The sequence below is a fragment of the Xanthobacter nonsaccharivorans genome, from assembly GCF_043194755.2.
GTDB lineage: Bacteria > Pseudomonadota > Alphaproteobacteria > Rhizobiales > Xanthobacteraceae > Xanthobacter > Xanthobacter autotrophicus_G.
The window spans coordinates 5,037,813-5,061,883 of sequence record NZ_CM195526.1 but is presented as its reverse complement, the minus strand read 5'-3'; the positions used below and the strand labels follow the sequence as shown (position 1 = coordinate 5,061,883).

General features: G+C 70.5%; 21 protein-coding genes. 7 read left to right on the top strand and 14 right to left on the bottom strand.

Going from position 1 to position 24,071, the window contains the following annotated elements:
- Positions 1-109: 109 nt before the first annotated feature.
- Together V5F59_RS23160 and murD are read right to left on the bottom strand one after the other, a co-directional pair.
- Complete coding sequence (locus V5F59_RS23160; protein WP_393982780.1) at positions 110-1,012, bottom strand: TIGR01459 family HAD-type hydrolase; 903 nt, start codon at positions 1,010-1,012, stop codon at positions 110-112.
- Positions 1,013-1,149: 137 nt separating this feature from the next.
- Positions 1,150-2,700, bottom strand: coding sequence for a UDP-N-acetylmuramoyl-L-alanine--D-glutamate ligase (murD, locus tag V5F59_RS23155; protein WP_393982779.1), 1,551 nt, complete (start codon positions 2,698-2,700; stop codon positions 1,150-1,152).
- Between the two features lie 186 nt (positions 2,701-2,886).
- Between murD and V5F59_RS23150 the strand changes: the two genes are divergently transcribed.
- Positions 2,887-3,102, top strand: a complete 216-nt coding sequence (locus V5F59_RS23150; protein WP_393982778.1) for a YgaP family membrane protein — start codon at positions 2,887-2,889, stop codon at positions 3,100-3,102.
- Between the two features lie 81 nt (positions 3,103-3,183).
- Here V5F59_RS23150 and mraY read toward each other — a convergent pair whose 3' ends face one another.
- From mraY to V5F59_RS23115, 7 genes are all read right to left on the bottom strand, one after another.
- Positions 3,184-4,269 carry a phospho-N-acetylmuramoyl-pentapeptide-transferase gene (mraY, locus tag V5F59_RS23145; RefSeq protein ID WP_393982777.1) on the bottom strand — a complete coding sequence of 362 codons (1,086 nt, stop codon included), beginning with the start codon at positions 4,267-4,269 and terminating at the stop codon, positions 3,184-3,186.
- A gap of 7 nt (positions 4,270-4,276) precedes the next feature.
- On the bottom strand, positions 4,277-5,716 hold the full coding sequence (locus V5F59_RS23140) for a UDP-N-acetylmuramoylalanyl-D-glutamyl-2,6-diaminopimelate--D-alanyl-D-alanine ligase (RefSeq protein WP_393982776.1): 1,440 nt from the start codon (positions 5,714-5,716) through the stop codon (positions 4,277-4,279).
- Positions 5,713-7,191, bottom strand: a complete 1,479-nt coding sequence (locus V5F59_RS23135; protein WP_393982775.1) for a UDP-N-acetylmuramoyl-L-alanyl-D-glutamate--2,6-diaminopimelate ligase — start codon at positions 7,189-7,191, stop codon at positions 5,713-5,715. The genes V5F59_RS23140 and V5F59_RS23135 overlap by 4 nt, the downstream gene beginning before the upstream one ends.
- Positions 7,192-7,282: 91 nt before the next feature.
- Entirely contained in the window at positions 7,283-8,980 is a 1,698-nt protein-coding gene (locus V5F59_RS23130) for a peptidoglycan D,D-transpeptidase FtsI family protein (RefSeq protein ID WP_393982828.1), read from the bottom strand.
- Between the two features lie 259 nt (positions 8,981-9,239).
- Positions 9,240-9,845 (bottom strand): cell division protein FtsL, encoded by a 606-nt coding sequence (gene ftsL / locus V5F59_RS23125; protein WP_393982774.1) that lies wholly within the window; start codon positions 9,843-9,845, stop codon positions 9,240-9,242.
- A 5-nt stretch (positions 9,846-9,850) separates the two neighbouring features.
- Positions 9,851-10,888 carry a 16S rRNA (cytosine(1402)-N(4))-methyltransferase RsmH gene (gene rsmH, locus V5F59_RS23120; RefSeq protein ID WP_393982773.1) on the bottom strand — a complete coding sequence of 346 codons (1,038 nt, stop codon included), beginning with the start codon at positions 10,886-10,888 and terminating at the stop codon, positions 9,851-9,853.
- Positions 10,885-11,358, bottom strand: coding sequence for a division/cell wall cluster transcriptional repressor MraZ (locus V5F59_RS23115; protein WP_393982772.1), 474 nt, complete (start codon positions 11,356-11,358; stop codon positions 10,885-10,887). The genes rsmH and V5F59_RS23115 overlap by 4 nt, the downstream gene beginning before the upstream one ends.
- A gap of 225 nt (positions 11,359-11,583) precedes the next feature.
- Here V5F59_RS23115 and V5F59_RS23110 point away from each other — a divergent pair, with 225 nt between their 5' ends.
- From V5F59_RS23110 to V5F59_RS23095, 4 genes are all read left to right on the top strand, one after another.
- Complete coding sequence (locus V5F59_RS23110; RefSeq protein ID WP_393982771.1) at positions 11,584-13,764, top strand: CHASE2 domain-containing protein; 2,181 nt, start codon at positions 11,584-11,586, stop codon at positions 13,762-13,764.
- Positions 13,765-13,828: 64 nt separating this feature from the next.
- Positions 13,829-16,531 (top strand): hypothetical protein, encoded by a 2,703-nt coding sequence (locus V5F59_RS23105; RefSeq protein ID WP_393982770.1) that lies wholly within the window; start codon positions 13,829-13,831, stop codon positions 16,529-16,531.
- A 57-nt stretch (positions 16,532-16,588) separates the two neighbouring features.
- Positions 16,589-17,032 carry a Crp/Fnr family transcriptional regulator gene (locus V5F59_RS23100; RefSeq protein ID WP_393982769.1) on the top strand — a complete coding sequence of 148 codons (444 nt, stop codon included), beginning with the start codon at positions 16,589-16,591 and terminating at the stop codon, positions 17,030-17,032.
- A 359-nt stretch (positions 17,033-17,391) separates the two neighbouring features.
- On the top strand, positions 17,392-17,667 hold the full coding sequence (locus V5F59_RS23095; RefSeq protein WP_393982768.1) for a hypothetical protein: 276 nt from the start codon (positions 17,392-17,394) through the stop codon (positions 17,665-17,667).
- Positions 17,668-17,852: 185 nt separating this feature from the next.
- Here V5F59_RS23095 and V5F59_RS23090 read toward each other — a convergent pair whose 3' ends face one another.
- From V5F59_RS23090 to V5F59_RS23075, 4 genes are all read right to left on the bottom strand, one after another.
- Positions 17,853-18,218: a helix-turn-helix domain-containing protein gene (locus V5F59_RS23090; RefSeq protein ID WP_393982767.1), complete on the bottom strand. Its 366-nt coding sequence runs from the start codon at positions 18,216-18,218 to the stop codon at positions 17,853-17,855.
- Between the two features lie 212 nt (positions 18,219-18,430).
- Complete coding sequence (locus V5F59_RS23085) at positions 18,431-19,255, bottom strand: DUF2076 domain-containing protein (RefSeq protein ID WP_393982766.1); 825 nt, start codon at positions 19,253-19,255, stop codon at positions 18,431-18,433.
- A 106-nt stretch (positions 19,256-19,361) separates the two neighbouring features.
- On the bottom strand, positions 19,362-20,681 hold the full coding sequence (gene ispG / locus V5F59_RS23080) for a flavodoxin-dependent (E)-4-hydroxy-3-methylbut-2-enyl-diphosphate synthase (RefSeq protein WP_393982765.1): 1,320 nt from the start codon (positions 20,679-20,681) through the stop codon (positions 19,362-19,364).
- Between the two features lie 91 nt (positions 20,682-20,772).
- The gene (locus tag V5F59_RS23075; RefSeq protein ID WP_393982764.1) at positions 20,773-21,282 is read right to left on the bottom strand and encodes a Fur family transcriptional regulator; all 510 of its coding nucleotides are present in this window, start codon (positions 21,280-21,282) and stop codon (positions 20,773-20,775) included.
- 209 nt (positions 21,283-21,491) lie between these two features.
- Between V5F59_RS23075 and V5F59_RS23070 the strand changes: the two genes are divergently transcribed.
- Complete coding sequence (locus V5F59_RS23070) at positions 21,492-22,274, top strand: 3-hydroxybutyrate dehydrogenase (RefSeq protein ID WP_393982763.1); 783 nt, start codon at positions 21,492-21,494, stop codon at positions 22,272-22,274.
- 25 nt (positions 22,275-22,299) lie between these two features.
- Entirely contained in the window at positions 22,300-23,340 is a 1,041-nt protein-coding gene (locus V5F59_RS23065; protein ID WP_393982762.1) for a patatin-like phospholipase family protein, read from the top strand.
- A 162-nt stretch (positions 23,341-23,502) separates the two neighbouring features.
- Here V5F59_RS23065 and V5F59_RS23060 read toward each other — a convergent pair whose 3' ends face one another.
- Entirely contained in the window at positions 23,503-24,048 is a 546-nt protein-coding gene (locus V5F59_RS23060) for a hypothetical protein (RefSeq protein ID WP_393982761.1), read from the bottom strand.
- Positions 24,049-24,071 lie beyond the last annotated feature (23 nt).

Sequence of the window (24,071 nt, the reverse complement as noted above, 5' to 3'; positions counted from 1 at the left end):
AAGGCCTTGCCTGCGGCTTCGGCGGGTGCGAGGCGGTGTCCTGCCTGTGGGAACTAGGCGTTGTAGCCCGGGGGCGTCAAGGGCGCTCCGGGGCGGTCCGCTTGCCGCCTCACCAGGCGAGGCGGGGCATGACACCGCGCGGATGGGCGTGACCGGAGAACAGGTCGGCGAGGGATTCGGTGTCCGGAATGGCGCCGTCCAGGGATTTCAGCTCCTGCGCGTGGATGCCGCTGGAAATGAACAGGCTGTCGAAGCCCGCATCGTTGGCGCCGGCGATGTCGGTGCGCAGGGCATCACCGATGCCGAGCACGCGCTTGCGGTCGATGGGCCTGCCACGGATGGCCTCGGCCCGGCCGAGGGCGACCTCGTAGATGGCCTGGTAGGGCTTGCCGCACCAGATGGCCTCGCCGCCCATCTGCTCATAGAGCTGGGCGATGGCCCCGGCGCAATAGATGAGCGTCTCGCCGCGCTCCACCACCAGATCGGGATTGGCGCAGATGAGAGGCATGTTGTGTGCCTTCATGGTCTCCAGGGTGCCGCGGTAGTCCTCCGGCGTATCCACGTCGTCGTCGAGGAGGCCGGTGCACACCATCACCTCGGCTTCCTCGAGGCCGGACTGGACGAGGTTCAACCCCTCGAAGGTGCCGAGGTCGCGCGGCGGGCCGAGGTGGAACATGCGCACGCCGGGCCGGGCCGCCAGCACCTCCCGCGTCACGTCACCGGAGGTGACGATGGAGTCGTAGGAGGAATGGGGCACGCCGAAGCCGTCCAGCATCTGGCCGACGAACCGGTTGGGACGCGGGGCGTTGGAGACGAGCACCACCGTGGCCCCGCCGGCCCGCGCCTGGCCGAGGGCCGAGCAGGCGGCGGGAAAGGCGGCAAGGCCGTTGTGGATCACGCCCCACACGTCGCAGAGGATGAGGTCGTAATCACCGGCGAAGGCAGAGAGCCCGGACACCACGGGCGGCGCGTGGTGGCGCTGGGTGTGCGTTCCGTTGGTGCCTTCGGCCATGTCGTCCTCTCCTGTGTGCGGCGCACAGGTGCCACGTCACGGAGGCGACCACAAGGGCGAGGAGGCGGATGGGCGGCTGCGGAAGCGCATGGCGCCGCCGGGAACGACCGGCCCCGGTGAGGGCTGGTGTGGGCGGGCTACGGATGTCCCTTGCCGGGATGTCCGCCGTGGGGATTGGCGCCATGGGGGTGGCTGCCTGCATGAGGGTTTGCATGGGGGTTGCCCATTCCCATGCCGTGCGGATGGCCCCCCTTCGGCTGCTCCACCTGCGCCGCCGGCTGGGTGGACTTCTCCCGCGCGGCGATGCCTGGAAGGGCGCGCACCAGCGCGCGGAAGGCATCGCCGCGCACCTCGAAGTTGGGATACTGGTCGAAGCTGGCGCAGGCGGGCGAGAGCAGCACCACCGGTTCGTCGGCGCCGGACACTTCCGCGTCGCGGGCGGCGGCTTCCACCGCCTTGTCCAGCGTGCCGACGATCTCGTGCGGGACGTCGGCGCCGAGGGTCGCGGCGAAGTCGCCGGCCGCCTCGCCGATGAGGTAGGCCTTGGCGATGCGGTCGAACCAGGGCTTCAGCGGCGTGATGCCACCTGCTTTCGGCTTGCCGCCGGCGATCCAGAAGATGTCCGTGAAGCTCGTGAGCGCGCGCTCGGCGGCATCGGCGTTGGTGGCCTTGGAATCGTTGACGAACAGCACCTTGCCCTTGTTGCCCACCTCTTCCATGCGATGCGCAAGGCCGGGAAAGCGCTTCATGGCGACGGTGATCACCTCCGGCGCGACGCCGAGGGCACGGCAGGTGGCGAAGGCCGCGGCGGCGTTCTGCGCATTGTGCGCGCCGCGCAGCGAGCCGATGCCGGCCAGGGGCAGGCGGAAGCGCTCGGCGCCGCCCTCGGAGACGACCAGCGTCTCCGCGTCGCGCCAGATGCCGTCGGGCAGGGGCCGTACCACGGAGATGCGCACCACGTGGGTGCCGGCCTGCTCCGCCCGGTCGGCCATGGCGGCGGAGAAATCATCGTCGACACCGACCACGGCGGTGCCCCCGCCCTCGACGCCGACGATGAGGCGCTCCTTGACCGCAGCGTAGTTCTCGAGGGTGCCGTGGCGGTCCAGATGGTCGGGCGTCACGTTGAGCATGACGCCGACGGACGGATCGAGGCTCGGGGCGAGGTCGATCTGGTAGGAGGAGCACTCGATCACATGCACCCGGCCCGGCTTCGGCGGGGCGAGGGAGAGGATGGCGGTGCCTATGTTGCCGCCCAGCTGCACGTCGCGCCCGGCCACCCGAAGGATGTGGGCGATGAGCGCGGTGGTGGTGGACTTGCCATTGGTGCCGGTGATGGCGATGAAGGGCGAGCGCCTGGCGATGGCCTGCCGCTCGCGGCAGAACAGCTCGATGTCGCCGATCACCTCGACGCCCGCGGCGCGCGCCAGCTTCACCGACCAGTGCGGATCGGGATGGGTGAGGGGCACGCCGGGGGCAAGGACGAGGGCGGCGACGACGGTCCAGTCGATGGAGCGCAGATCCTGGACCGGAACGCCCGCCTCGCCGGCCTTGCGGCGGGAGGCTTCGGCGTCATCATAGGCAACGACACGGGCGCCGCCGGCCAGAAGCGCCTGCGCGGTGGCGAGACCGGAGCCGCCGAGCCCGAAAAGGGCGACGGTCTGATCCTTGAAGGTGGTGACGGGGATCATGGCGGTGCGAAAATTCCGGGGAGGCAATGGAAGCTCGCCTCCCCGTCTAGAGCAAAGCCGCGGAAAGTGCGAACGCCTTTCGCAACCACAGCGGCCTTACGGGAAATCCCGCGCTTGACCTGAACCTACATTCAGAACATTGAATGTAGGTAGGGTCGAGGTCCGGTTCCTTAGGAGGTTGAGGGCATGGCAAACGTTGGTGGCATGGACCGCGTGCTGCGGTTCATCGTGGGGATCGTTCTCATCGTCGTGCCGTTCGTGGCGCCTTCGGTGGCGGCGCTGTCTGGGCTCGGCGTCTGGGCCTGGGTGGTTGGCGCGGTGGGGCTGGTGATGCTGCTCACCGCCGTCTTCCGTTTCTGCCCGGCCTATGTGCCGTTCGGCATCAAGACCTGCGACCGGTGAAGCGGACGCGGGCACCGGCATGAAAAAGGCCCGCGGGGATGTCCCCGCGGGCCTTTTCTATTCAGTGGCTTCCCCCGTGCCTCACCGCAGCTTCAGCGTCGCGAGGCCGGCCAGGGCCAGCACCACGGCGATGATCCAGAAGCGGATGACCACCTGCGGCTCGGTCCAGCCGAGCTGCTCGAAATGGTGGTGGATGGGCGCCATCTTGAACACGCGCTTGCCGGTGAGCTTGAAGGACGCCACCTGCACGATCACGGAGACCGCCTCCAGCACGAACAGGCCGCCGATCACCGCCAGCACGATCTCGTGCTTGGTGGCGACGGCGACGGTGCCCAGCAGGCCGCCCAGCGCGAGGGAGCCGGTGTCGCCCATGAACACCTGGGCGGGCGGGGCGTTGAACCACAGGAAGCCGAGGCCCGCGCCCATTAGCGCGCCGCACACCACCGCCAGCTCGCCGACGCCGGCCACGTAGTGGATCTGCAGATAGTCGGCAAACACCACGTTGCCCGAGAGGTAGGCGATGAAGCCGAAGGAGCCGGCGGCGATCATCACCGGCACGATGGCAAGGCCGTCCAGGCCGTCGGTGAGGTTCACCGCATTGCCCGCCGCCACGATGACGAACATGCCGAAGATGGCGAAGAACATGCCGAGGTTCAGCAGCAGGTCCTTGAAGAAGGGGAAGGCGACCGAGGTGGAGAGGCCCGACTTGCCGTAGGTCATCATGATGACCACGGCGACGCCGGCGATCACCGCCTCGATGGCGAGGCGGGTCTTGCCCGACAGGCCGTTGTGGGTCTGCTTCGTCACCTTCAGATAATCGTCGTAGAAGCCGATGAGGCCGAAGCCCAGGGTCACCAGCATCACCGCCCAGACATAGATGTTGGAGAGGTTCGCCCACAACAGGGTGGCGACGAGGATGCCGGAGAGGATCATCAGCCCGCCCATGGTGGGCGTGCCTTTCTTGGTCAGAAGGTGCGACTGCGGCCCGTCGGTGCGGATCGGCTGGCCCTTGCCCTGCTTGAGGCGCAGCGTGGAGATCATGCCGGGGCCGAACAGGAACACGAACATCAGCGCAGTCACCACCGACCCGCCGGTGCGGAAGGTGATGTAGCGGAAGACGTTGAAGGCCGAAAAGGACGAGTGGAACTCAGTAAGCCACTGGAGCATAAGGGGGTTATCCTTCGAGGAGCGCATCCTCGCCCGCGCGGAAGCGCTCGGCGAGGCTCTTGACCAGGGGGCCCATGCGGCTGCCGTTGGATCCCTTCACCATGAGTGTGTCCCCGGCCCTGATGGCGGCGGCTACCATGGGTTCGAGATGGGTCGCATGGATGGCATAGCCGCCGCGCCGTTCGGAAGGCAATGCCTGCCAGAGCGCATGCATCAGCGGCCCGCAGCAATAGACCTGGTCGATCTTGGCCACCCGGATGGCCTCGGCGAGGCCGGCGTGGTGGGCTTCGCCGTCCACACCCAGCTCCAGCATGTCGCCGAGCACGGCGATGCGTCGTCCGCGCGGCCCCACGGGGGTGCGGCTCAGCACGTCAAGGGCGGCACGCATGGAAGCGGGGTTGGCATTGTAGCTTTCATCCAGCAGCGTCGCCTGCCCGCCCCGTACCTGCAGCTGGAGTGGCACCCCGCGCCCCGGCGGCGGCTTCAGCCGGGAGAGGGCGAGGGCGGCGAGCGCCATGTCCGCGCCCAGAAGCTTGGCTGTGGCCAGCACGGCCAGCATGTTCTGCACGATGTGGCGACCCGGCATCCCCACCTTGAAGGTCACCGGCATGCCCATCACGTCGGCCACCGCGACGGAGCAATAGGAGTGGAGGGCGGCCTCCTTCAGCCGCACGTCCGCGCCGGCGCTTTCGCCGAAGCTGACGATACGGGCGATGCCGCGCGCCTCCGCCGCCGCCTTGAGGCGGGGAAACCGCGGGTTGTCGAGGTTGAGCACCGCGGCGCCGCCGGGCTCGACCCCATCGAAGATTTCGGCCTTGGCATCGGCGATCTCCTCGATGGAGGAGAACTGGGCGATGTGCACCGGTTCCACGGTGGTCACTACCGCTACCTGCGGACGCACCATCCTCACCAGGGGCGTGATCTCGCCGGGATGGTTCATGCCGATCTCGAACACGCCGTAGCGCGCCTCGCGCGGCAGGCGGGCGAGGGAGAGGGGCACGCCCCAGTGATTGTTGTAGGAGGCGGCGGAGGCGTGGGTCTGCCCGTCCGCGCCGAGGGCGATGTGCAGCGCCTCCTTGGTTGTGGTCTTGCCCACCGAACCCGTCACCGCGACGATGCCCGCCTCCGAGCGGGCGCGGGCGGCGCGGCCGAGAGCGGCGAGGCCGTCCAGCACATCATCTACCACCAGGAGCGGGGCGCCTTCGGGAAAGGCATCCGCCTTCTCCCGCGCCACAACGGCGACGGAAGCTCCCGCATCGAGGGCCTTTGCCACATAAGCGTGGCCGTCGCTGTTCTCGCCGGCAATGGCGAAGAAGGCGTCGCCGGGCGCGAGGGTCCGGCTGTCGATGGAGATTCCGGTCGCATCGGCCGGCGTGCCGTGCACGTCGGCACCCATGGCCGCCTGCATCTCGGCGACGGAGTGGAGGACCCGCCCGCTCGTGCTCATGCCGCTTCCTCTCCCATGGCCGCGCGCACCTCTGCCGCGTCCGAGAATGGATATGTCCGGTCGCCGATGATTTGGCCGGTTTCGTGACCCTTGCCGGCAACAAGCAGCGCATCCCCAGGCTGGAGCCGGGCCACGGCTGACCGGATGGCCTCGGCGCGGTCGCCGATCTCCTCCGCGCCGGTTCCCCCCGCGCCCTGGGTTCCGGCGAGGATTTCGGCGCGAATCACCGCCGGATCCTCGCTGCGGGGGTTGTCGTCCGTGACGATCACCAGGTCCGCCTTCATGGCGGCGATGGCGCCCATGATGGGGCGCTTGCCCTTGTCCCGGTCGCCGCCGCAGCCGAACACCGCGATGAGCCGGCCGGGGATCGCCGCGCGCAGGGTATCGAGCACGGTGGCGAGCGCCTCCGGCTTGTGGGCGTAGTCCACGAACACCAGGCGGCGGGGATCGTTGCCGATGCGCTCCAGCCGGCCGGGCACGCCCTTCAGGTCGGCGAGGGCCTTCAGCGCCTCGCCTCGTCCCGCCCCGCTGGCGATGGCGAGGCCGGCGGCGAGCAGCGCGTTGTCGAGCTGGAAGCGGCCCACCAGGGGCACCACGGCGCTGGTGCCGTCCGCAAAGATCACCTTCTGTCCGGCATCGGCGCCGGTCACGCCGAAGATGTCGAGGCCGGAGGCCTGCCCCTCGCCGATGGGAAGGGTCGCAAGGCCCCGCGTCTGCGCCCAGGCGAGGGCGGTGGCGGCGAAGGGCGCGGCCGTGACGGCCACCGCGGGTGCCGTGGTGGGCATCACCTCGGTGAAAAGGCGAAGCTTCGCCCGGAAATAGGCGTCGATGGTGGGATGGTAGTCGAGATGGTCGCGGCCGAGATTGGTGAAGCCGCCGGCCGAGAGGCGCACCCCGTCGAGTCGCTTCTGGTCGAGGCCGTGGGATGAGGCTTCGAGCGCCATGTGCGTGACGCCCTCCTCCGCCAGCCGGTCCAGGGTGGCATGGAGCTCGACCGGATCGGGCGTGGTCAGGCTGCCGTAGGTGGATCCGTCGGGCGCGACGAGACCGATGGTGCCGAGGTACGCGGCCTTGTGGCCCAGCTTTTCCCAGATCTGCCGAAGGAAGAAGGCGACCGAGGTCTTTCCAGCCGTGCCGGTGACGGCGGCGATGGTCGCCGGCTGGCGCGGATAGAAGCGCGCCGCTGCCAGCGACAGGGAGCGCCGCGCATCGAGGGTGAAGGCCAAGGCCACCTGCGGCGGAAGGGCAGGGCGAGGGGCGACGGGCTCCATCAGCACCGCGGCGGCTCCGCGGCCGACGGCATCGGCGATGAAGCGGCTGCCGTCCGCATGGGTGCCGGGGATGGCGACGAACAGGTCGCCGGGCTTGATCCTGCGGCTGTCGGCGGACAAGCCGGTGATGATGTCCCCGTCCGCGCCGGGCGTCAGAACGCGAGCATGGCTGTCGAGGATCTGTCCGAGGGTTTGATGGGTCATCGGACCTCTTTTGGCATCCACGCGCACCGGTTGTCACCCTGCCGTGACGGCCGCCCCGTGGCAGGTGGTATCCATGTGCGGGGCCGGCCGGTCAGTTCCGGTCGGCCACCTTCAGCGGCATCCGCAGCAGCTGCTCGGCGTTGGGCAGGTTCTGCCGGGGGGCGATGTTGAGCAGGGGCGCGATGCGCTCCACGATCTTGCCGGTGGTGGGCGCCGCGTTCCAGCCGGAGGTGGCAAAGCCGTAGGTCTCGGAGGTGGCCTTCGGCTCGTCGAGCATCACCAGCACCAGGTAGCGCGGCTTGTCCATGGGGAAGACGGCCGTGAACGAGGTGAGCAGCTTGTTCTTGGCGTAGCGGCCGTTCACCACCTTCTCGGCGGTGCCGGTCTTGCCGCCCACCAGATAACCCGGCACCTCCGCCTTGGTGGCGGTGCCCTTCTCCGCATTGAGGCGCATGATGTAGCGCATCTTGTCGGAGGTCTCGGGCTTCAGCACCCGTACCGCCACCTTCTGCGCATCCTCCTGGGAGCGCTTGAGGAATGTGGGTGGAATGAGGAAGCCGCCGTTGACCATGGAATTCACCGCCATCACCGCCTGAAGCGGGGCGACGGAGAGGCCGTGGCCGAAGGCGATGGTGGCGGAGTTCAGCTCGCCCCAGCGCTTCGGCACGATGGGCTCGGAGCTTTCCGGCAGCTCGGTGCGCAGCCGGTCGAGCTGGCCCATCTTCTTGAGGAAGGTCTTGTGCGCCTCGACCCCGAGGGAGAGCACCATCTTCGCCGTGCCCACGTTGGACGACACGAGGAAGATCTCCGGCACGCTGAGGACCCGGTTCTCGGCGTGGTAGTCGTGAATGGCGAACTTGCCGAAGTGCAGGGCGCCGCGGGCGTCGAAGGAGGAGTTCAGCCCGATCTTCCCCGAATCGAGCGCCATGGCGAAGGACAGCGCCTTGAAGGTGGAGCCCATCTCGTAGACGCCGGTGGTCAGGCGGTTGAGGTAGGCGTCGTCCTTCGGATTGCCGGACACGTTGGGGTCGAAGTCCGGAATCGAGACCATGGAGATGATCTCGCCGGTGTTCACTTCAGTCACCACCGCCATGGCGTGGAGGGCGGAGAACTTGTTCTTCGCCCGCACCAGCTCGTCACGCACCGCATGCTGCACGCGCATGTCTATGGAGAGCTGCACCGGCTCCTGCCGGCGGTCGGTGGCGAAGCCGGCGAGGTGGAGTTCGGCGAGGCCTCGGCCGTCGATCCACTTCTCGATGCCGGAAATGCCCTGGTTGTCCACGTTCACGCCGCCCATGACATGGGACAGGATGGGGCCGTCCGGGTAGATCCGGCGGTTCTCCTTCAGGAAGCCGATGCCCGGGATGCCGAGCCGGTGGATGGCCCGCATCTGCGACGGCGTGATCTCGCGCTTCAGCCAAACGAAGCCCTTGCCGGAGTTGAGGCGGGCGCGGGCCTCGGCCACGTCGAGGTCCGGCAGCACCTTGAGCAGGCCTTCCAGCGCCTCGTCCGGATCGATGAGACGCTTGGGCTCGGCGAAGAGGGAGGGGGACTTCACGTCGATGGCGACGATGTCGCCGTTGCGGTCGATGATGTCCGGACGCGCCGAAGCGACGGCGTCGGTCCCGCGGCCGCGCGTGCCACCGGGATCAGAGGTGACGGCGAGGTGGGAGAGCTGGATCGCGATGGCGACGAACACGCCGCAGAATGCCAGCATGATCAGCTTGATCCGGCTGCGCGCGACCGTGTCCGCATCGCCGCGGTCGAGGCCGAACAGGCCGCGCACCATATGCCGGCCGCCGCGATAGCCGAGGTGGCCGCCGGCGAGGGCGAGGCTCTGGATGATGCGGGCCGTGGCCATGGTGGCCCTGCCGCCCCAGCGGGCCGCGACCCGGGCACCCTGGCCCGACACGCGGCCGCAGACGGCGAGGAAGACACCGCACGCCTTGTCCCACCGGTCGAGGGTGCGAAGGGTGGCGGACCAGGCGGTGCCGCCCATGCGGGCGGCGCGGGCGGAGAAGGTGTTCATGTCATCCATGGCGGCCTCCTCAATGGAACCCGGAGAAGAAGCGCTCCAGAGGATTGGACGGTGCTTCGGGCTGCGGCTGGGTGGGTGGCGCCACAGGGGCGGCGGGGAGCGGCTGGGGCGGCATGGCCGGCCGGGTCTGTGTCCGGCTCGCGGGGGTTGCCGCCGCGGTGGAAGCCGGCTTGGGAGCCGGCGGATGGGCCGGGCGCAGGGCCGAGGTGGCGGGCACGGTCGCGCCGCCGGAGCTGATGGGCGCGGTGGCCGAGCCGCTCACCTTGCCGGTGGAGGAGGTGACCAGCGGGGCATCGCTGAGGGCCTCGAGGATGCCGCCGATGCCGTCGTCATTGTTGGCGGGCTTCTCGGGCAGGTCATCGAGGCTGGAGATGGAATCCACGTCCAGCCGCTTCATGTCGAGGTGCCGCTCCGCCAGGCCCTGGATGTAGATGGGCGAGGTGCGGCGCGCCCATTCGGCGCGCAGCAGGGAGATGGCGTCTCGCTCCTTGCGGATCTGCGCGCGCAGGCTGGCGAGGCGCTCGGCTTCGGCGGTGGAGGCGTACTTGAGCTGGTAGACCACGGCTGCGGTCACCAGAAGCGCGACGACCATCACGACGTTGGCGACCCGGAACATCTTCTCTAGCGTCTCCGCCCGTGGCGTTGCGGTGGTGGGGCCGGAAGCAGCCCCATCAGGTCACCGCCCGGATGCGCCGGGGCCTCCGTGCGTTCGGCCGCGCGAAGCTTCGCGGACCTGGAGCGCGGATTTCCTGCCACTTCGTCGGGACCCGGCTCCACTGCGCCTTTCGCCACAAGGCGGAAGGAGGGCTCCGGTCCTTCCGCTTGCGGCAGGTGGCGCGAGGCGGACGGTGCCTTAGCCCGGTGTGACAGAAAAGTCTTAACGATCCTGTCCTCAAGGGAATGGAAGGTGACGACCACCAGCCGGCCGCCAGGCTTCAGGGCGCGCTCGGCGGCGGCGAGGGCGCGGACCAGCTCGTCCAGCTCTTCGTTCACGGCGATCCGCAGCGCCTGGAAGGTCCGGGTGGCCGGGTGCACCTCGCCGGGCTTCGACCAGACCACCCGTGACACGATCTCCGCCAGCTGGGCCGTGCGGGTGATGGGCGCCTCCGCGCGGGCCTTGACGATGGCCTTGGCGATGGCGCGGGACTGCCGCTCCTCCCCCAGCGACCAGATGACATGGGCGAGGCTCACCTCGTCGAGCTCGGCCACGAGGTCGGCGGCGGAGGGGCCGCTCGCCGCCATGCGCATGTCGAGCGGCCCGTCGCGGCGGAAGGAGAAGCCGCGCTCGGCCTCGTCGAGCTGCATGGAGGAGACGCCGATGTCCAGCACCACCCCGTCGAGGGGGGCGAAATTCCGCTCGGCGGCGATCTCGTCGAGGCGCGAGAAGCGATCGTGGGCCAGCAGCAGCCGCCCGCCGGAGGCGGCGACCAGCTCCTGCCCGGCGGCGATGGCGGTGGGGTCGCGGTCGATGGCGAGCACCCGGCAGTCGGCCGCGGCGAGGATCGCCCGCGTATAGCCTCCTGCGCCGAAGGTGCCGTCCACATAGCGGCCGGCCTCCTTCGGCGCGAGGTGCGCGAGAACCTCGCGGAGCATCACCGGAAGATGACGGGCCGGTCCGCCAGCGGCGTCGGCGGGGCCGACCCCGTGGCCCGTCGTCATTCCTTTTCGCCCCGCGTGGTCTCGGCTCGGGAGCCGATGGCCTTGCGCAGCTCGCGCACCCTTCGGGTGGCCTCCGCGAGATGCGCCTTCAGCCGCTCCGGTTCCCAGATCCGGAATTTGTGTCCCAGTCCCACGAACGCCACCTGGTCGGTGATTTCGGCGTGGGCCTTCAGTGTCTCCGTCAGCACCACCCGGCCCTCCGGGTCGATGCGTAGCGTCTCGCTGGTGCCGTAGAGGGCGGCGGCCAGCTCCTCCCGTTCCTCCGAATAGGGCGGGTAGCGGGCGATCAGCGTGTCGATCTCGCCGATGAGCCGGTTCCCGCCCGCATCGAGCGCGGGCTCCGCAAGGCTCGGATGGCAGTAGAGCCCCTCCGCGCCGTCCTTGGCGAGCACCGTCCGGTAGGGCGCGGGGATGGAGACCCGGCCCTTGGCGTCGAGGCGCATCGTGTAGGTGGACACGAAGCGGTCCATGGCGCCCGGGTGTCCTCATTCTGCGGCGGACGCCGTGGCGCCCCCACCGCGCGACGGCGGAAAGCCGTCCAACGTGTTTATGGGTAATAATGGGCTAACATGGGATAGCATGGGCGTCAACGGAATGGCGTGGGCTGGTGCTTCGAGCGGGCCTTCCCGAGGCCGCTTCCACGCCGCCGGCCCGCGCGCTAGGCTCCGGCGCCTGCAAGGGAAGCTCATTGCCGCATGTGGTCCCGCCTCTATTGGCTCGCCGTGGGCGGCCCGCTCGCCGCTGGCCTTCTCGTGATGGGGACGGATCCCGGCCCGCTCAGGGATGCGCGCAACGGCCTGTTCGACCTCTACCAGCGCGCCGCGCCCCGCCCCTACGATCCGGACCTGCCGGTGCGCATCGTCGACGTGGACGAGGCGTCCCTCGCCCGCATCGGCCAGTGGCCCTGGCCACGGGCGACGGTGGCGCAGCTGGTGGAGCGGCTGACGGACCTTGGCGCCGCCGCCATCGCGTTCGATATGGTCTTTGCCGAGCCCGACCGGCTCGACCCCGCCGCCGTCGCCGGCCTCCTGCCGGAGGACGTCCGCGCCCCGGTGCAGGCGGCCCTGGCCGGCCGCGAGGGCAATGACGAGAAGCTTGCCCGCAGGCTCGGCGCCGGGCCCTCCGTGCTCGGCGCGGTGCTGACGGACGCGCGGGCGGGCGGCGTCTATCCAGCGAAATGGGGTCTCGCCACTGCCGGTGATGATCCCGGCGTGTTCCTGCCGCGCTTTTCCGGCGCGGTGGCGCCACTGCCGGCGCTCGCGGCCGCTGCCTGGGGCATCGGCGCGCTCAACTGGCTGCCGGACCGCGACCAGGTGGTGCGGCGGGTGCCGCTGCTGCTGGGGCTTGAGGGTAAGATCGTGCCCGGCCTTGGAGCCGAGGCGCTCCGCGTGGCGCAGGGGGCCTCCACTTACGTGGTGCGCGCCTCCAACGCCTCGGGTGATGCGGGCTTCGGCACCCAGTCCGGCATCACGGCGGTGAGGATCGGCGCCCTGGAGGTGCCCACCGACGCCCAGGGCGAGGTGCGGGTGCGCTTCACCCCCACCGCTCCCCGCCGCTTCCTTTCCGCCGCGTCGGTGCTCGACGGCAGCGTTGCCAGAAGCGAGGTGGATGGCCGCATCATCCTGGTCGGCACCAGCGCCGCGGGGCTGATGGACACGCGGGCGACACCGCTGGATGCGGCGGTGGCCGGCGTCGAGGTCCAGGCCCAGCTCATCGAGCATGTGGTGACGGGGGCGAACCTCGTGCGGCCGGACTGGGCGCGAGGCGCGGAGATGGTGCTTGCCGCACTGCTGGGGCTTCTGCTCGCCCTGGTGCTGCCGCGGGTCTCGGCGCCGGCTGCGGGCCTGGCCGGGGCGCTGGTGGTGGCGGCGCTGGCGGCGGGGGCGTGGCTTGCCTTCACCCGGCTGGACCTGCTGCTCGATCCCATGGGGCCGGGGGCGGTGGTGCTCGGCGTCTATCTCATGGGGGTGCTCGCGCTCTATCGCGACGAGCAGCAGCAGAAGAAATGGGTGCGCTCGGTGTTCGGCCGCTTCGTCTCGCCCAAGGTGGTGGAGAAGCTGGCGGAGAACCCCGAGCGCCTGGTGCTGGGCGGGGAGACGCGGGAGATCACCATCCTCTTCTGCGACCTGCGCGATTTCACCTCTTTGTCGGAAACCATGGATGCGCAGGCGCTTACGCGCTTCATGAACGCCTATCTCACCCCCATGACCGAGGTGGTGCTGGCCCACGGGGGCACCATCGACAAATACATCGGCGACGCCATCATGGCGTTCTGGAACGCGCCGGTGGACGACCCGCACCACGCCCGCAACGCCGCCCTCTGCGCCCTCGCCATGTCCCGCCGGCTCGACCAGCTGAACGAGGGCTGGCGCCGGGAGGCGGAGGCCGCGGGGCGGGCCTTCGCGCCGGTGCGCTGCGGCGTCGGGCTGGCGACGGGGCCTTGCTGCGTGGGCAATCTCGGCTCGGAGCAGCGGCTCGAATATTCCTGCCTCGGCGACGACGTGAACCTGGCCTCGCGGATCGAGGGGGCGACCAAGAACATGCGGGTCGACATCCTCGTCTCCGAGGCGACCATGCAGGCGGCGGGAGGCCTCGCCTTCCTGGAGGCGGACCTGCTGATGCTCAAGGGCAAGTCCCGGGCAAGCCAGCTCTATCTCCTTGCCGGAGATGAGGATTTCGCCAGAACGGCGGACTTCGCGGCGCTGGTGGAGGCCCATGGGGCGCTCATGTCCGACTTCGGCGCCGGCGCCCTCGACGCGGCGGCCGCGCGGGCGCAGGCGCTGGAGCGGAGCGCGCCGGAGCGGCTGGGACGATTCTACCGCCTGTATGTGGAGCGCTGCCGGGACGGGCGGCCAGCACCCGCGGGAAGTGCCTGAATTCAGATGTCTTCCCCTGTTTGGGGGCTTGTCATCGGCGCGGCCGGCCCGCAAGAAAGACGGCATGAGCATCCCTTCCCCGTCCGTGCCGGGTGGAACGGAGCCTCCGGCCCATGGCGGCGCGGGGCCGGGACCGGGCTTGCCGCGGGAGATGCTGGCCTACCTGTGGCGGGCCGCGCCCCTGAGCCATATCAAGCTGTTCGCGCTGGTTCTTCTGCTGCTGCCGTTCAACTATGCCTCGCTGGAATTGCCGCGGCTGATCGTGAACGGCGTGACCGACGCCATCTCCGGCAAGGTGCCCCGTTTCCTGGAATTCGACCTCGCCGTGCCGGATGCGCTGGGCGGCGCGGTGTTCTGGAACTTTGGCGGATTCGAGGTCTCCGGCTTTGAGCTGCTGATCGGCCTCGCGGCGGTGCTGCTCGCGCTCCAGCTCATACAGCAGCACATTTCCCGGCTGATCGAGATGGCGAAGGCCCGGCTCGGCGAGCGCATCCTTGTCGGTCTCAGGCAGAAACTGTTCGACATCATCCAGCGCCTGCGGCCGGAAGCGCCGATGAAGAGCAAGGCGCTCGAAGTTGGTAACATGATGCGGTTCGAGGTGGGGCCCATCTCCCCCTTCGCCGGCATGGCCTTCGCCCAGCCGGCCAAGTCCGCCGGGCTGATCGGCTCGGCGACCCTGCTCATCTTCACCCAGAACGCGGCGCTGGGCGGCTGCGCCATCGGCATCCTGGCGCTCAACTACCTCCTGCTCGGCATCCAGCGCCGGGACAATGCCCACAAGCTCAAGGTCTACCAGCGGGAGGCGGTGGCGCTCGGCAAGAGGATCATGTCCGGCATCGACCGGCTGCCGCTGGTGCATGGCTTCGCCACCAGCCCGTTCGAGCGGGGGGAGGTGGACAACCGCCTCGCCATCGTCTCGGAGGCGAGCCTCAACATGAAGCGGCAGACCGCCACCGACCGGGTGCTCAACCTCCTCATGTCGGATGTGCCGACCCTGGTCTTCTACGCGGTGGGCGGCTGGCTGGCCCTGTCGGGAGCCATCAACATCGGCCAGCTGGTGGCGGTGGTGGCGGCCTACAGCCAGATTCCCGAGCCGCTGAAGGACATCATCGACTGGGACGAGAAGCGCCTTGTCGCCCAGGTGCGCTATGATTTCGCCCGCTATTACCTGGAGACCCGCGAGGTGTGGCCCGAGGGGGTGCAGGACGTGCCCGCCGGGCCGGCGCCGGCCTTCGACGGGTCCGTGCGCGCGGCCGACCTCGGCATTGCGGATGCCACCGGCGGCGCGGTGATGGAGGGGGTGAGCTTCGAGATCGCCCCGGGCACCGCGGTCGCCCTCAAGGGGCCGGATGCCGGCGGCAAGCATGCGGTGGCCAAGGTCTGCGGGCGCGCCATCTCCCTCTACACCGGCGCCGTGCGCCTGGGCGGGCACGACCTGGCCGCCATGCCGGAGGCGCTCTACGGCCGCCACGTGGCCTATGCGGGGGGCGAGCCCATCGTCATCAACGGCACGCTCCGGGAGAACCTCGTCTGCGCCGTGCGGCGGCGGCCCTGGCACGCCTCCGGCCGGGCCATCGATCTGTCCGGCGTCGCCCTTGCCGGCCTCGACCTCGAAAGCCTCGGCCTGCCGGACGCCGCGGCCCTCGATCGCCACGTGCTCGCGGCCCTGTCGCTGGGGGGGCTGGGCGACCTGGTGGTGCGGCTCGGGCTGGAGCGGCGGCTCGATCCCGAGCGCGACCCGGCGCTCACCGAACGCCTCGTGACGCTGCGCGCCGTGGTGACCGATGCGGTGGCCCGCCGCCAGGCGGAGACCGGTCGGGTGCTGATGGAGCCGTTCCGCTTCGCCGCCTTCAACCGCTGGATGACGCTGGCCGAGAACATTCTGTTCGCGACCCCGGTGAACGACGGGCGCGGCGCCGCCTCCCTGCTGTGCGACCCCGGCCTCGCGCCGCTCCTGGAGAAGGTGGGCCTCGCCGACGATCTGCGGCGGTTCGGCCTTGCCGCGCTGCGCATCCTCACGGACCTGGCCGGGGGGCCGGAGGACCTTCCCGGGATCGACACCAAGGGCCTCATCCGCGCCGAGGAGATGCGCGCGGCCGGCCTCCTCGCCACCAGGGCGGACGAGATCTTCTCCGCCGAGGAGCGCATGCTGCTCGTGCGCATCGCCGGCCGCTATTGCGAGCCGCGGCACCGCTTCGGCCTCGTGGACGAAGGCTGGCAGGAACGCGCGCTCTCCGCCCGCGCCCAGCTCGCCCACCTGAGGGCGGTGTCCGGCATCGCGCTGGCCCGCTACCAGCCGGATGCCTATTGCCAGGCCCTGACCGTGCGCGACAACCTGCTGTTCGGCCGCATCGCCGCCGACCGGGCCGGGGCGGCGGCGGTGGTGGACGAGATCGTGCGCGGCTGCCTGGCGCAGGAAGGGCTCATCGGCCAGGTGGAGCGCCTCAGCCTCGACGTCACCGTGGGCGAGGGCGGCCTGCCGCTCGCGGCGGCGGAGCGGGGCAAGCTCACCCTCGCCCGCTGCCTCGTGGCCGACCCCACCATTCTCGTCATCGACGATGCGCTCGTGCCCCTCGCGCCGTCCGAGCAGAGCCAGCTTCTGGAGGCGGTCCTGGCCCGCCGCACTGGACGCACCACCCTTGTCGTCCTAGATGCGGGGGAGCCGCTTCATCTGTTCAGCGCGGTCATCGTGATGACCCATGGCCAGATCGAGCGGATCGACGTGCCCGGTGCGGGGGAAGCGCCGCTTGAGGCGGCCCGGGCCTGAGCTGAAGACCAGGCGTGCGCCGGGCTCCTGCCCGCGCGGACGCGAGGGGGTCGAGACATGAGCATCGAAGACGAAGCCCGCACGCTGGCGCGCATCCCCATGTTCCGTGACCTGGAGCCGAGCCAGCTGCGGCTCCTGGCCTTCTCTGCCACCCGGCTGGACGTGGCCGTCGGCGACGTCCTGTTCGAGCAGGGCGAGGCGCCCGACGCCGCTTATGTGGTGCTGGACGGCACCGCCGTCATCGAGGTCTCGGCCGGCGGCGCGGCCCATGAGGTGGCCCGGCTCGGCCGCGACACCGTGGTGGGGGAGATGGGCGTCCTCACCGGGGAGCCGCGCACCGCCACCGTGCGGGCCGGCGCGACCATGAGCGTCCTGCGCATCGAGACGGACCTGTTCCTCTCGCTGCTCGACAAGACCCCCTCCCTCGCCCGCTCGGTGCTGCGGGACCTGGCCTTTCGGCTCCAGCAGACCACGCAGGCGCTGGTGAAGGCCCGCGGCTGAGCGGGCGGGCGATGCCGGGCGCATGGCGCGCCGGACCCTGTCGCCGGGAGGGCTGCGCGTGAGCACGGGATGCCGGGGCGGAGCGGCCCTAAACTGTTGCGCCGGAATACCTAATCCGGCGTAGAGGGCCTTTTTCTTCCTCGAGGCGAAGCTTCACCATGCGCCGTGTGCTCCATCCGCGGGGAGGGGTGACATGGTGCGTTTGGTCAAGCTGGGTGGCGCTGGCCCCGTCGCTCGCGGCCGCCTTGAAGGCGCGCCCGGTCCCTCTGGCCCGAGGGGCCGGCTGGTGCGGCCGGTCCCCAGGGGCCTGCCGGTGTCGCGGGGCCCGCCGGGGCGGCTGGTCCTGCGCGGTCCCGTGGATGCCCCGGGTTTCCGCCGGTCCTGCCGGCCCCCGAGGGGCCGCAGGGCGCGCCCGCAGCGCGGCCTCGGCCAACATCACCGTGCGCGCCGCCGCCTGCCCGGCCGCCGGTTGCCTCGCTAGCTGCGAGGGCGGCGAGAGCCTGATCGGCGGCTATTGCGTCAACCACGACCGCGGCATGCAGCACATCGCCGTCTTCTCCGCCCGGGAGGGCAGGACGGAGGTGGAATGCCTGCACGAGGTGAAGCAGGTGGTGGCAGTCTGCCTGAAGCCCTGAAGGGCGTTGTCTGGTCCTGCCCGGCCTCTCGGGGATCTCTCGACGTGCAGACGCCGGTCCCGGGCCGTCATGGCCGGGGGCATCTGCATGCGTCCGCGCAAGCCGTGGCGTGACGCGGCGTGCGCGGAACAGCGGGGAAACGGGCCGGGGAGTCGCTCGGGTGGGTTGGGCGCCGGTCGCTGCCGTCAGCCGCGCCGGCGCAGGATCTTGAGCCGGCCCAGCAGCTCGGCCACCGCTTCCGGGGGCAGGTGGCCGATCTCGCGGGCCAGCACGTTGGCGAGTTCCGTGGCCTGCGGGCTGAGGCCGGCGGTGTCCACCACCACGCGCGGCTTCGACACCTCGGCGAGGCGCTGGAGGTCTTCCGCCTCGTCCCAGATCACGTTGAAATAGGCGATGACGCGCTGCACCAGCGCCCAGGTGGGCTTGCCGCGCTTGCCCGTCTCCAGCGCCGAGAGATAGGTGGGGCTGACCCCGATGGCGCCGGCCATCTCGGTGAGGGTCACGCCTTTCTGGGCGCGCAGGTCGCGCACGCGGCGACCGAAGGGCGTCATGGCGTCGTCGTTCCCGGTTTCGGGCGCAGCGCCCGTTTGCCGGCAAGCTAGAGCGCGTTTCGCGCAAAGGGAATTCCTTTGCGCGCCGTGGCGCCCATCCGCCTCCCGGATGGAAACGGGGCCGGCGGAACCAGAGCCGGCGCGCGGCCAAAACGCAAGACGGCGGTGCAGGGCACCGCCGTCTCGAAATCTTCGATGCGGGACCTGAATGCTCAGGTCCAGCTGTCGTCGCCGCTGTCGCTGCCCCAGTCGCCGCCATCGTCGAAATTGACGTCCTCGGCGTTGGGGTCCTGCGGGTCGGCATTCCAGAAGTCGTTGTTGTCCTGGCCGGCGGCGGGCTGGGCACCGCCAAGGGCGTTCTGGGCATCCTTGCCGAGGTCGCCGGTGGCGCCGCTGCTGCCGCCGAAGAAGGGATCAGCCGCCGCGGCATGGGCAACAGCCCCACCGCCGCCGGACATCATGCTCTTGATGCCGTCGAACAGCAGCGCGCCGCCAGCCACGCCCGCGGCCGTCGCAAGGGCGCCCTGCAGGAAGCCGCCGCCCGAACGCTGCGGGGGCTGCTGGCCCCAGGGGCCGCCCTGAGGACCGCCCTGCTGGCCATAGCCCTGGGGCGGATACTGGGGCGGATAGCCGCCCTGCTGCGCATAGCCCTGCGGGGGATAGCCGCCGGGCTGCTGGGGATAGCCCTGCTGGCCGTAGCCGGGAGGCACATCCATCGGCGCGCCGGCGCGGGCGCCGGCAGAGGGGACGGACGCGCGGGAGCCGCCGCCGAACAGGCCGCCCAGGAAGCCGCCGCTGGATTGGCGCGCCTGCTGCGCCTCCTCCAGCTGGGCTTCCAGCTCCTGGATCCGGGCGTAGGCCTGCTGGAGCGCATGCTCCTGCACGAGGACGCTCTGGGCCAGGGCATAGGTTGCGTGGGGTGCCTCGGTGACGCGGCGCGCGATGAGCGCCTCGGCTTCCGCGTCGCGCGGCTGGTTCGCGACACCGCGCATGCGGTCGAACAGGCCGTCGATCAGGGCACGTTCCTCGGGGGTCATTTCCGCCTCCGGTGGTTGGACCGTCGCGCATATGACCCCGCAACCACGGCGCCGGTAGGGCGCCGCGGCATGAAATTTTGGTAACGTTGGGGATGGCGGGGCGGCGCTACTCGGCGGCGTCCGCCGGGCTACCTCCCGCAGCCGCCTCTGTCAGCTTGGCGCCGAGGCCGAAGCGGCGCTCCACATAGGCTTCCACCATCTGGCGGAACTCGTCCTGGATGTTGGCGCCGCGCAGGGTGGCGACCTTCCTGCCGTCGATGAACACCGGGGCGGAGGGCGTCTCGCCGGTGCCGGGCAGGGAGATGCCGATGTCGGCATGCTTGCTCTCGCCCGGCCCGTTCACGATGCAGCCCATCACCGCCACGTTCAGGGTCTCGACGCCCGGATACTTGGCCTTCCAGTCCGGCATGCGGGTGCGGATCATGTCCTGCACGCTCTGCGCCAGCTCCTGGAACACGGTGGAGGTGGTGCGGCCGCAGCCGGGGCAGGCGGCCACCAGCGGCACGAAGGTGCGCAGGCCCATGGTCTGCAGGATTTCCTGCGCCACCTGCACCTCGCGGGTGCGGTCGCCGTTGGGCTCGGGGGTGAGCGACACGCGGATGGTGTCGCCGATGCCCTGCTGCAGCACCACGCCCATGGCCGCGGTGGAGGCGACGATGCCCTTCGAGCCCATGCCCGCCTCGGTGAGGCCGAGGTGCAGGGCGTAGTCCGAGCGCCGCGACAGCTCGCCATACACCGCGATCAGGTCCTGCACCGCCGACACCTTGGCGGAGAGGATGATGCGGTCGCGTCCGAGGCCGATCTCCTCCGCCAAAGCTGCCGAGAGCAGCGCGGAGCGCACCAGCGCCTCGCGCGTCACCGCCCGGGCCTCGGCGGGGCGGGGCAGCAGGGCGTTCTCGTCCATCAGGCGGGTGAGCAGCTCGCCGTCCAGCGAGCCCCAGTTGGCGCCGATGCGCACCGGCTTGTCGTGCTTGATGGCGGTCTCGACGATGGCGGCGAACTGCCGGTCCTTCTTGTCGCCGAAGCCCACGTTGCCGGGGTTGATGCGGTATTTGTCCAGCGCCTCGGCGCAGGCCGGGTGGTCGGCGAGCAGCTTGTGGCCGATGTAGTGGAAGTCGCCCACCAGCGGCGCGTCGATGCCCTGGGCGAGGAGCTTCTCCTTGATGTGCGGCACGGCGGCGGCGGCCTCGTCCCGGTCCACCGTGATGCGCACGATCTCGGAGCCGGCGCGGGCCAGCGCGGCCACCTGGCGCACGGTGCCGGCGATGTCGGCGGTGTCGGTGTTGGTCATGGACTGGACCACCACCGGCGCCCCGCCACCCACCATGACCCGGCCCACGGGCACGCCGACGGTCGGGCGTCGCGCGGCGGGGCCGGCCTCGAGCAGCTCGGTCGGAACCACGGGCTGAGGGCTGGTCATGGGCATCTGATCCTTGGAAACGGGGCGTCCGCAGGCGCTGATACGTGCGGAAACCGGGCGCGGACGGCTTTTCGAGTAGGCCGCGCCGCGGAAGGCGTCAACCGCCTGCCGGCGCCGGGCCGGCGCCGGCCTCCCGGCAATGGGCGCAGGTGCCGGCCACCTCCAGCACCCGCTGGCGCGGCTCGAACCCCGCCGCCCGCGCCGCCCAGGCGAGGTCGCGCCCGACCGCATGGGAGGCGACTTCCCTGGTGAGCCCGCAGCGCTCGCAGATGAGGAACACCACCACCTCCTCGCCGTCGTGGGGGTGGGTGCAGGCGAGATAGGCGTTGCGGCTCTCGATGCGGTGGGCGAGGCCCTCCGCCACCAGGAAGTCGAGCACCCGGTAGACCGACATGGGCGGCACCGGCTCGCCGGCGGTGGCCAGCAGCTGCACGATGTCGTAGGCGCCCACCGGCGAATGGGTCTCCGCCAGCGCCTTCATCACCGCGCGCCGCAGCGGGGTGAGCCGCAGCCCGCGCTCGGCGCAGCGCTGCTCCACGCGCGCCAGCGCCCCGGCGACGCATTGGCCGTGGTCGTGGTCGTGAAGAGGAGGGGCGATGGCGGTCACGCCGGGAAATCTAGTGCATCGGGCCGCAAACCGCCACTTTTCGGTTTGCATGTGCAGGGCCGGGCGGCGCGCGTTGCGCTGCCGCAAGGAGCGTTGCAATCTGCCGCGGCAGGTTCGCCTGCGCGTGACAGCATCGTCACACCGCTCCGCTACATCGTGAGCCCCGGCACCTTGTCCGGGGCCACGCCGTGCCTTTTTGGGGAACTGCCATGCTCAAGGGGAAGGTCGCCGTCGTCACCGGGTCCACCAGCGGTATCGGGCTCGCCTATGCCCGTGCCTTCGCCAAGGAGGGCGCCAATATCGTCCTCAACGGCCTGGGTGACGCTGCCGCCATCGAGAAGGAGCGCTCCGCCATCGAGAGCGACTTCGGCGTGAAGTGCCTCTACTCGCCCGCCAACATGCTGAAGCCCGACGAGATCGAGGGCATGGTGAAGCTCGCCGAGACCGAGCTCGGCGCCTGCGACATCCTGGTGAACAACGCCGGCATCCAGCATGTGGCGCCCATCGAGGAATTCCCGCTCGACAAGTGGGACATGATCATCGCCATCAACCTGTCGGCGGCCTTCTACGCCATGCGCGCGGCCATCCCCGGCATGAAGGCGCGCAAGTGGGGCCGCATCATCAACACCGCCTCCGCCCACGCGCTCGTCGCCTCGCCCTTCAAGTCGGCCTACGTGTCGGCCAAGCACGGCATCGCCGGCCTCACCAAGACCGCGGCGCTGGAGACCGCCACCTTCGGCATCACCGTGAACGCCATCTGCCCCGGCTACGTGTGGACCCCCCTGGTGGAGAAGCAGATCCCGGATACCGCCAAGGCCCGCGGCATCTCCGAGGAGGAGGTGAAGAAGAACGTCATCCTCGCCGCCCAGCCCACCAAGGAGTTCGTGACGGTGGAAGAGGTCGCGGCCTACGCCGTGTTCCTCGCCTCCGACAACGCCCGCTCCATCACCGGCTCCATGCAGTCCATCGACGGCGGGTGGGTCGCCGAGTGAGGCTCGGCCGCGCGAGGCGCAGGCCGTGAGCCGGCGCGACGGCGTGAAGCCGATCAGCCTCGCGCTCCAGGGGGGAGGCGCCCATGGCGCCTTCACCTGGGGCGTGCTGGACCGGCTTCTGCAGGACGACCGCATCGCCGTCGCCGGCATCACCGGCACCAGCGCCGGCGCCATGAACGCGGTGGTGCTCGCTTCCGGCCTCGCCAAGGGCGATCCGGAGGAAGCGCGCCACGCCCTCGCCCAGTTCTGGAAGGACGTGTCGCGGGACGGGCGCATGTCGCCGCTCCAGCGCACCGCCTTCGACCGGCTGCTCGGCAACTGGTCGCTGGCGCGCAACCCGGCCTATCTCGCCTTCGAGGTGGCCTCGCGCTTCTTCTCGCCCTACGACCTCAATCCGCTGAACATCAATCCCCTGCGCGAGATCCTGGAAGCGCACGTGGATTTCGAGGCCCTGCGCCAATCCAAGGTGAAGGTCTTCATCTCCGCCACCAACGTGCACACCGGCCGCGCCCGCATCTTCGGCCACGACGAGATGACGGCCGACGCGGTAATGGCCTCGGCCTGCCTGCCCTTCCTGTTCCAGGCGGTGGAGATCGACGGGGTGCCCTACTGGGACGGCGGCTACATGGGCAATCCGCCGCTGTTCCCGCTCTATGAGCAGGCCGACGCGGACGACATCCTCCTGGTGCAGATCAACCCGGTGGTGCGCGAGACCACGCCCCGCACCGCCTCCGAGATCCAGAACCGCATCAACGAGATCACCTTCAACGCCTCGCTGCTCGCCCAGATGCGGGCCATCGACCATGCCACCAAGCTGATCGAGCAGGGGCTGCTGTCCCGCTGGACCCTGGGCGGCTCGCCGTTCCGGCGCGTGCGGCTGCACCGCATCGGCGGCGCCGACCAGCTCAAGGCGCTGGATGCCACCTCCAAGCTGAATGCGGAGTGGTCGTTCCTCCAGCACCTGCGCGACCTCGGCCGGGCGGCGGCGGGAAGCTTCCTCGACGCGCATTTCGACGACCTCGGCCGCCGCTCCACCCTCGACCTGCGGTTGGAGCTGGCGGACTAGCGCGCGCCGATCTGATTGCACCGCAACCAGATCGGTGGCCGACCTCCGGAGGCGGCCATGCGCCCGGGCCGTCGCCGGCACGGCGCCGCGGCTTCAGCTTCGGCCGTCATCCCCCTTCGGGCGCGGGGGAGCCCCTTTACGGCTCGCCCGCGCCGCCCGCCTTCAGTCGCCGCGCCGGTCGCGCTTGGCCTGCGCCACCGCCACGAACTTGGTGACGCGCCCGGCCTCCCCGGAGGCCGAGCCGATGGGGTGGAGCCGTGTGCGCACCTTTGCCCGCATGCCGGAATTGGCGCGCGGCAGGTTGGCCGGGCGCTTGGCGCGCTTGGAATCGCGCTTCAGCTCAAGGGCGAGCTGGGCCGTGGCCATCAGCTCGGTGCGCGCGGCCTCCGCCTCGCGGCGGGTCGCCTCGCGCCGGGCGCGGGTGAGGGCGTCGGTGAGCACGGCGGCCTTCTGGCGGTTGCCGGAATCGGCCTTGTCATAGAGGGCCTCGCCGCGCCCGCCCGAATTTCGTCCGCCCTTGCCGCGCAGGGCCCGGCGCTGGTCGTTGGCGATGGACAGCGCCCGCGCCCGCCGCTCGCGCAGATGCCTGACGAGGGCGGCAAGGTCGGCATCGGCCAATTGGCCGAGCACGGGGTGGCGGGCCTTCTCCACGAACTCCATCTCGGCGTCGGTCAAAAGGCGCCGTTCGGTCTTGCGGGTGTGTGCCATCTTCTTTTTCCTCCGTGCCTGAA

Excerpts from the sequence above, each read along its gene's own strand:
- V5F59_RS23160 (WP_393982780.1), bottom strand. The coding sequence starts at position 1,012 with ATGGCCGAAGGCACCAACGGAACGCACACCCAGCGCCACCACGCGCCG.
- murD (WP_393982779.1), bottom strand. The coding sequence starts at position 2,700 with ATGATCCCCGTCACCACCTTCAAGGATCAGACCGTCGCCCTTTTCGGG.
- V5F59_RS23150 (WP_393982778.1), top strand. The coding sequence starts at position 2,887 with ATGGCAAACGTTGGTGGCATGGACCGCGTGCTGCGGTTCATCGTGGGG.
- mraY (WP_393982777.1), bottom strand. The coding sequence starts at position 4,269 with ATGCTCCAGTGGCTTACTGAGTTCCACTCGTCCTTTTCGGCCTTCAAC.
- V5F59_RS23140 (WP_393982776.1), bottom strand. The coding sequence starts at position 5,716 with ATGAGCACGAGCGGGCGGGTCCTCCACTCCGTCGCCGAGATGCAGGCG.
- V5F59_RS23135 (WP_393982775.1), bottom strand. The coding sequence starts at position 7,191 with ATGACCCATCAAACCCTCGGACAGATCCTCGACAGCCATGCTCGCGTT.
- V5F59_RS23130 (WP_393982828.1), bottom strand. The coding sequence starts at position 8,980 with ATGGTGCGCGGCCTGTTCGGCCTCGACCGCGGCGATGCGGACACGGTC.
- ftsL (WP_393982774.1), bottom strand. The coding sequence starts at position 9,845 with ATGTTCCGGGTCGCCAACGTCGTGATGGTCGTCGCGCTTCTGGTGACC.
- rsmH (WP_393982773.1), bottom strand. The coding sequence starts at position 10,888 with ATGACGACGGGCCACGGGGTCGGCCCCGCCGACGCCGCTGGCGGACCG.
- V5F59_RS23115 (WP_393982772.1), bottom strand. The coding sequence starts at position 11,358 with ATGGACCGCTTCGTGTCCACCTACACGATGCGCCTCGACGCCAAGGGC.
- V5F59_RS23110 (WP_393982771.1), top strand. The coding sequence starts at position 11,584 with ATGTGGTCCCGCCTCTATTGGCTCGCCGTGGGCGGCCCGCTCGCCGCT.
- V5F59_RS23105 (WP_393982770.1), top strand. The coding sequence starts at position 13,829 with ATGAGCATCCCTTCCCCGTCCGTGCCGGGTGGAACGGAGCCTCCGGCC.
- V5F59_RS23100 (WP_393982769.1), top strand. The coding sequence starts at position 16,589 with ATGAGCATCGAAGACGAAGCCCGCACGCTGGCGCGCATCCCCATGTTC.
- V5F59_RS23095 (WP_393982768.1), top strand. The coding sequence starts at position 17,392 with ATGCCCCGGGTTTCCGCCGGTCCTGCCGGCCCCCGAGGGGCCGCAGGG.
- V5F59_RS23090 (WP_393982767.1), bottom strand. The coding sequence starts at position 18,218 with ATGACGCCCTTCGGTCGCCGCGTGCGCGACCTGCGCGCCCAGAAAGGC.
- V5F59_RS23085 (WP_393982766.1), bottom strand. The coding sequence starts at position 19,255 with ATGACCCCCGAGGAACGTGCCCTGATCGACGGCCTGTTCGACCGCATG.
- ispG (WP_393982765.1), bottom strand. The coding sequence starts at position 20,681 with ATGCCCATGACCAGCCCTCAGCCCGTGGTTCCGACCGAGCTGCTCGAG.
- V5F59_RS23070 (WP_393982763.1), top strand. The coding sequence starts at position 21,492 with ATGCTCAAGGGGAAGGTCGCCGTCGTCACCGGGTCCACCAGCGGTATC.
- V5F59_RS23060 (WP_393982761.1), bottom strand. The coding sequence starts at position 24,048 with ATGGCACACACCCGCAAGACCGAACGGCGCCTTTTGACCGACGCCGAG.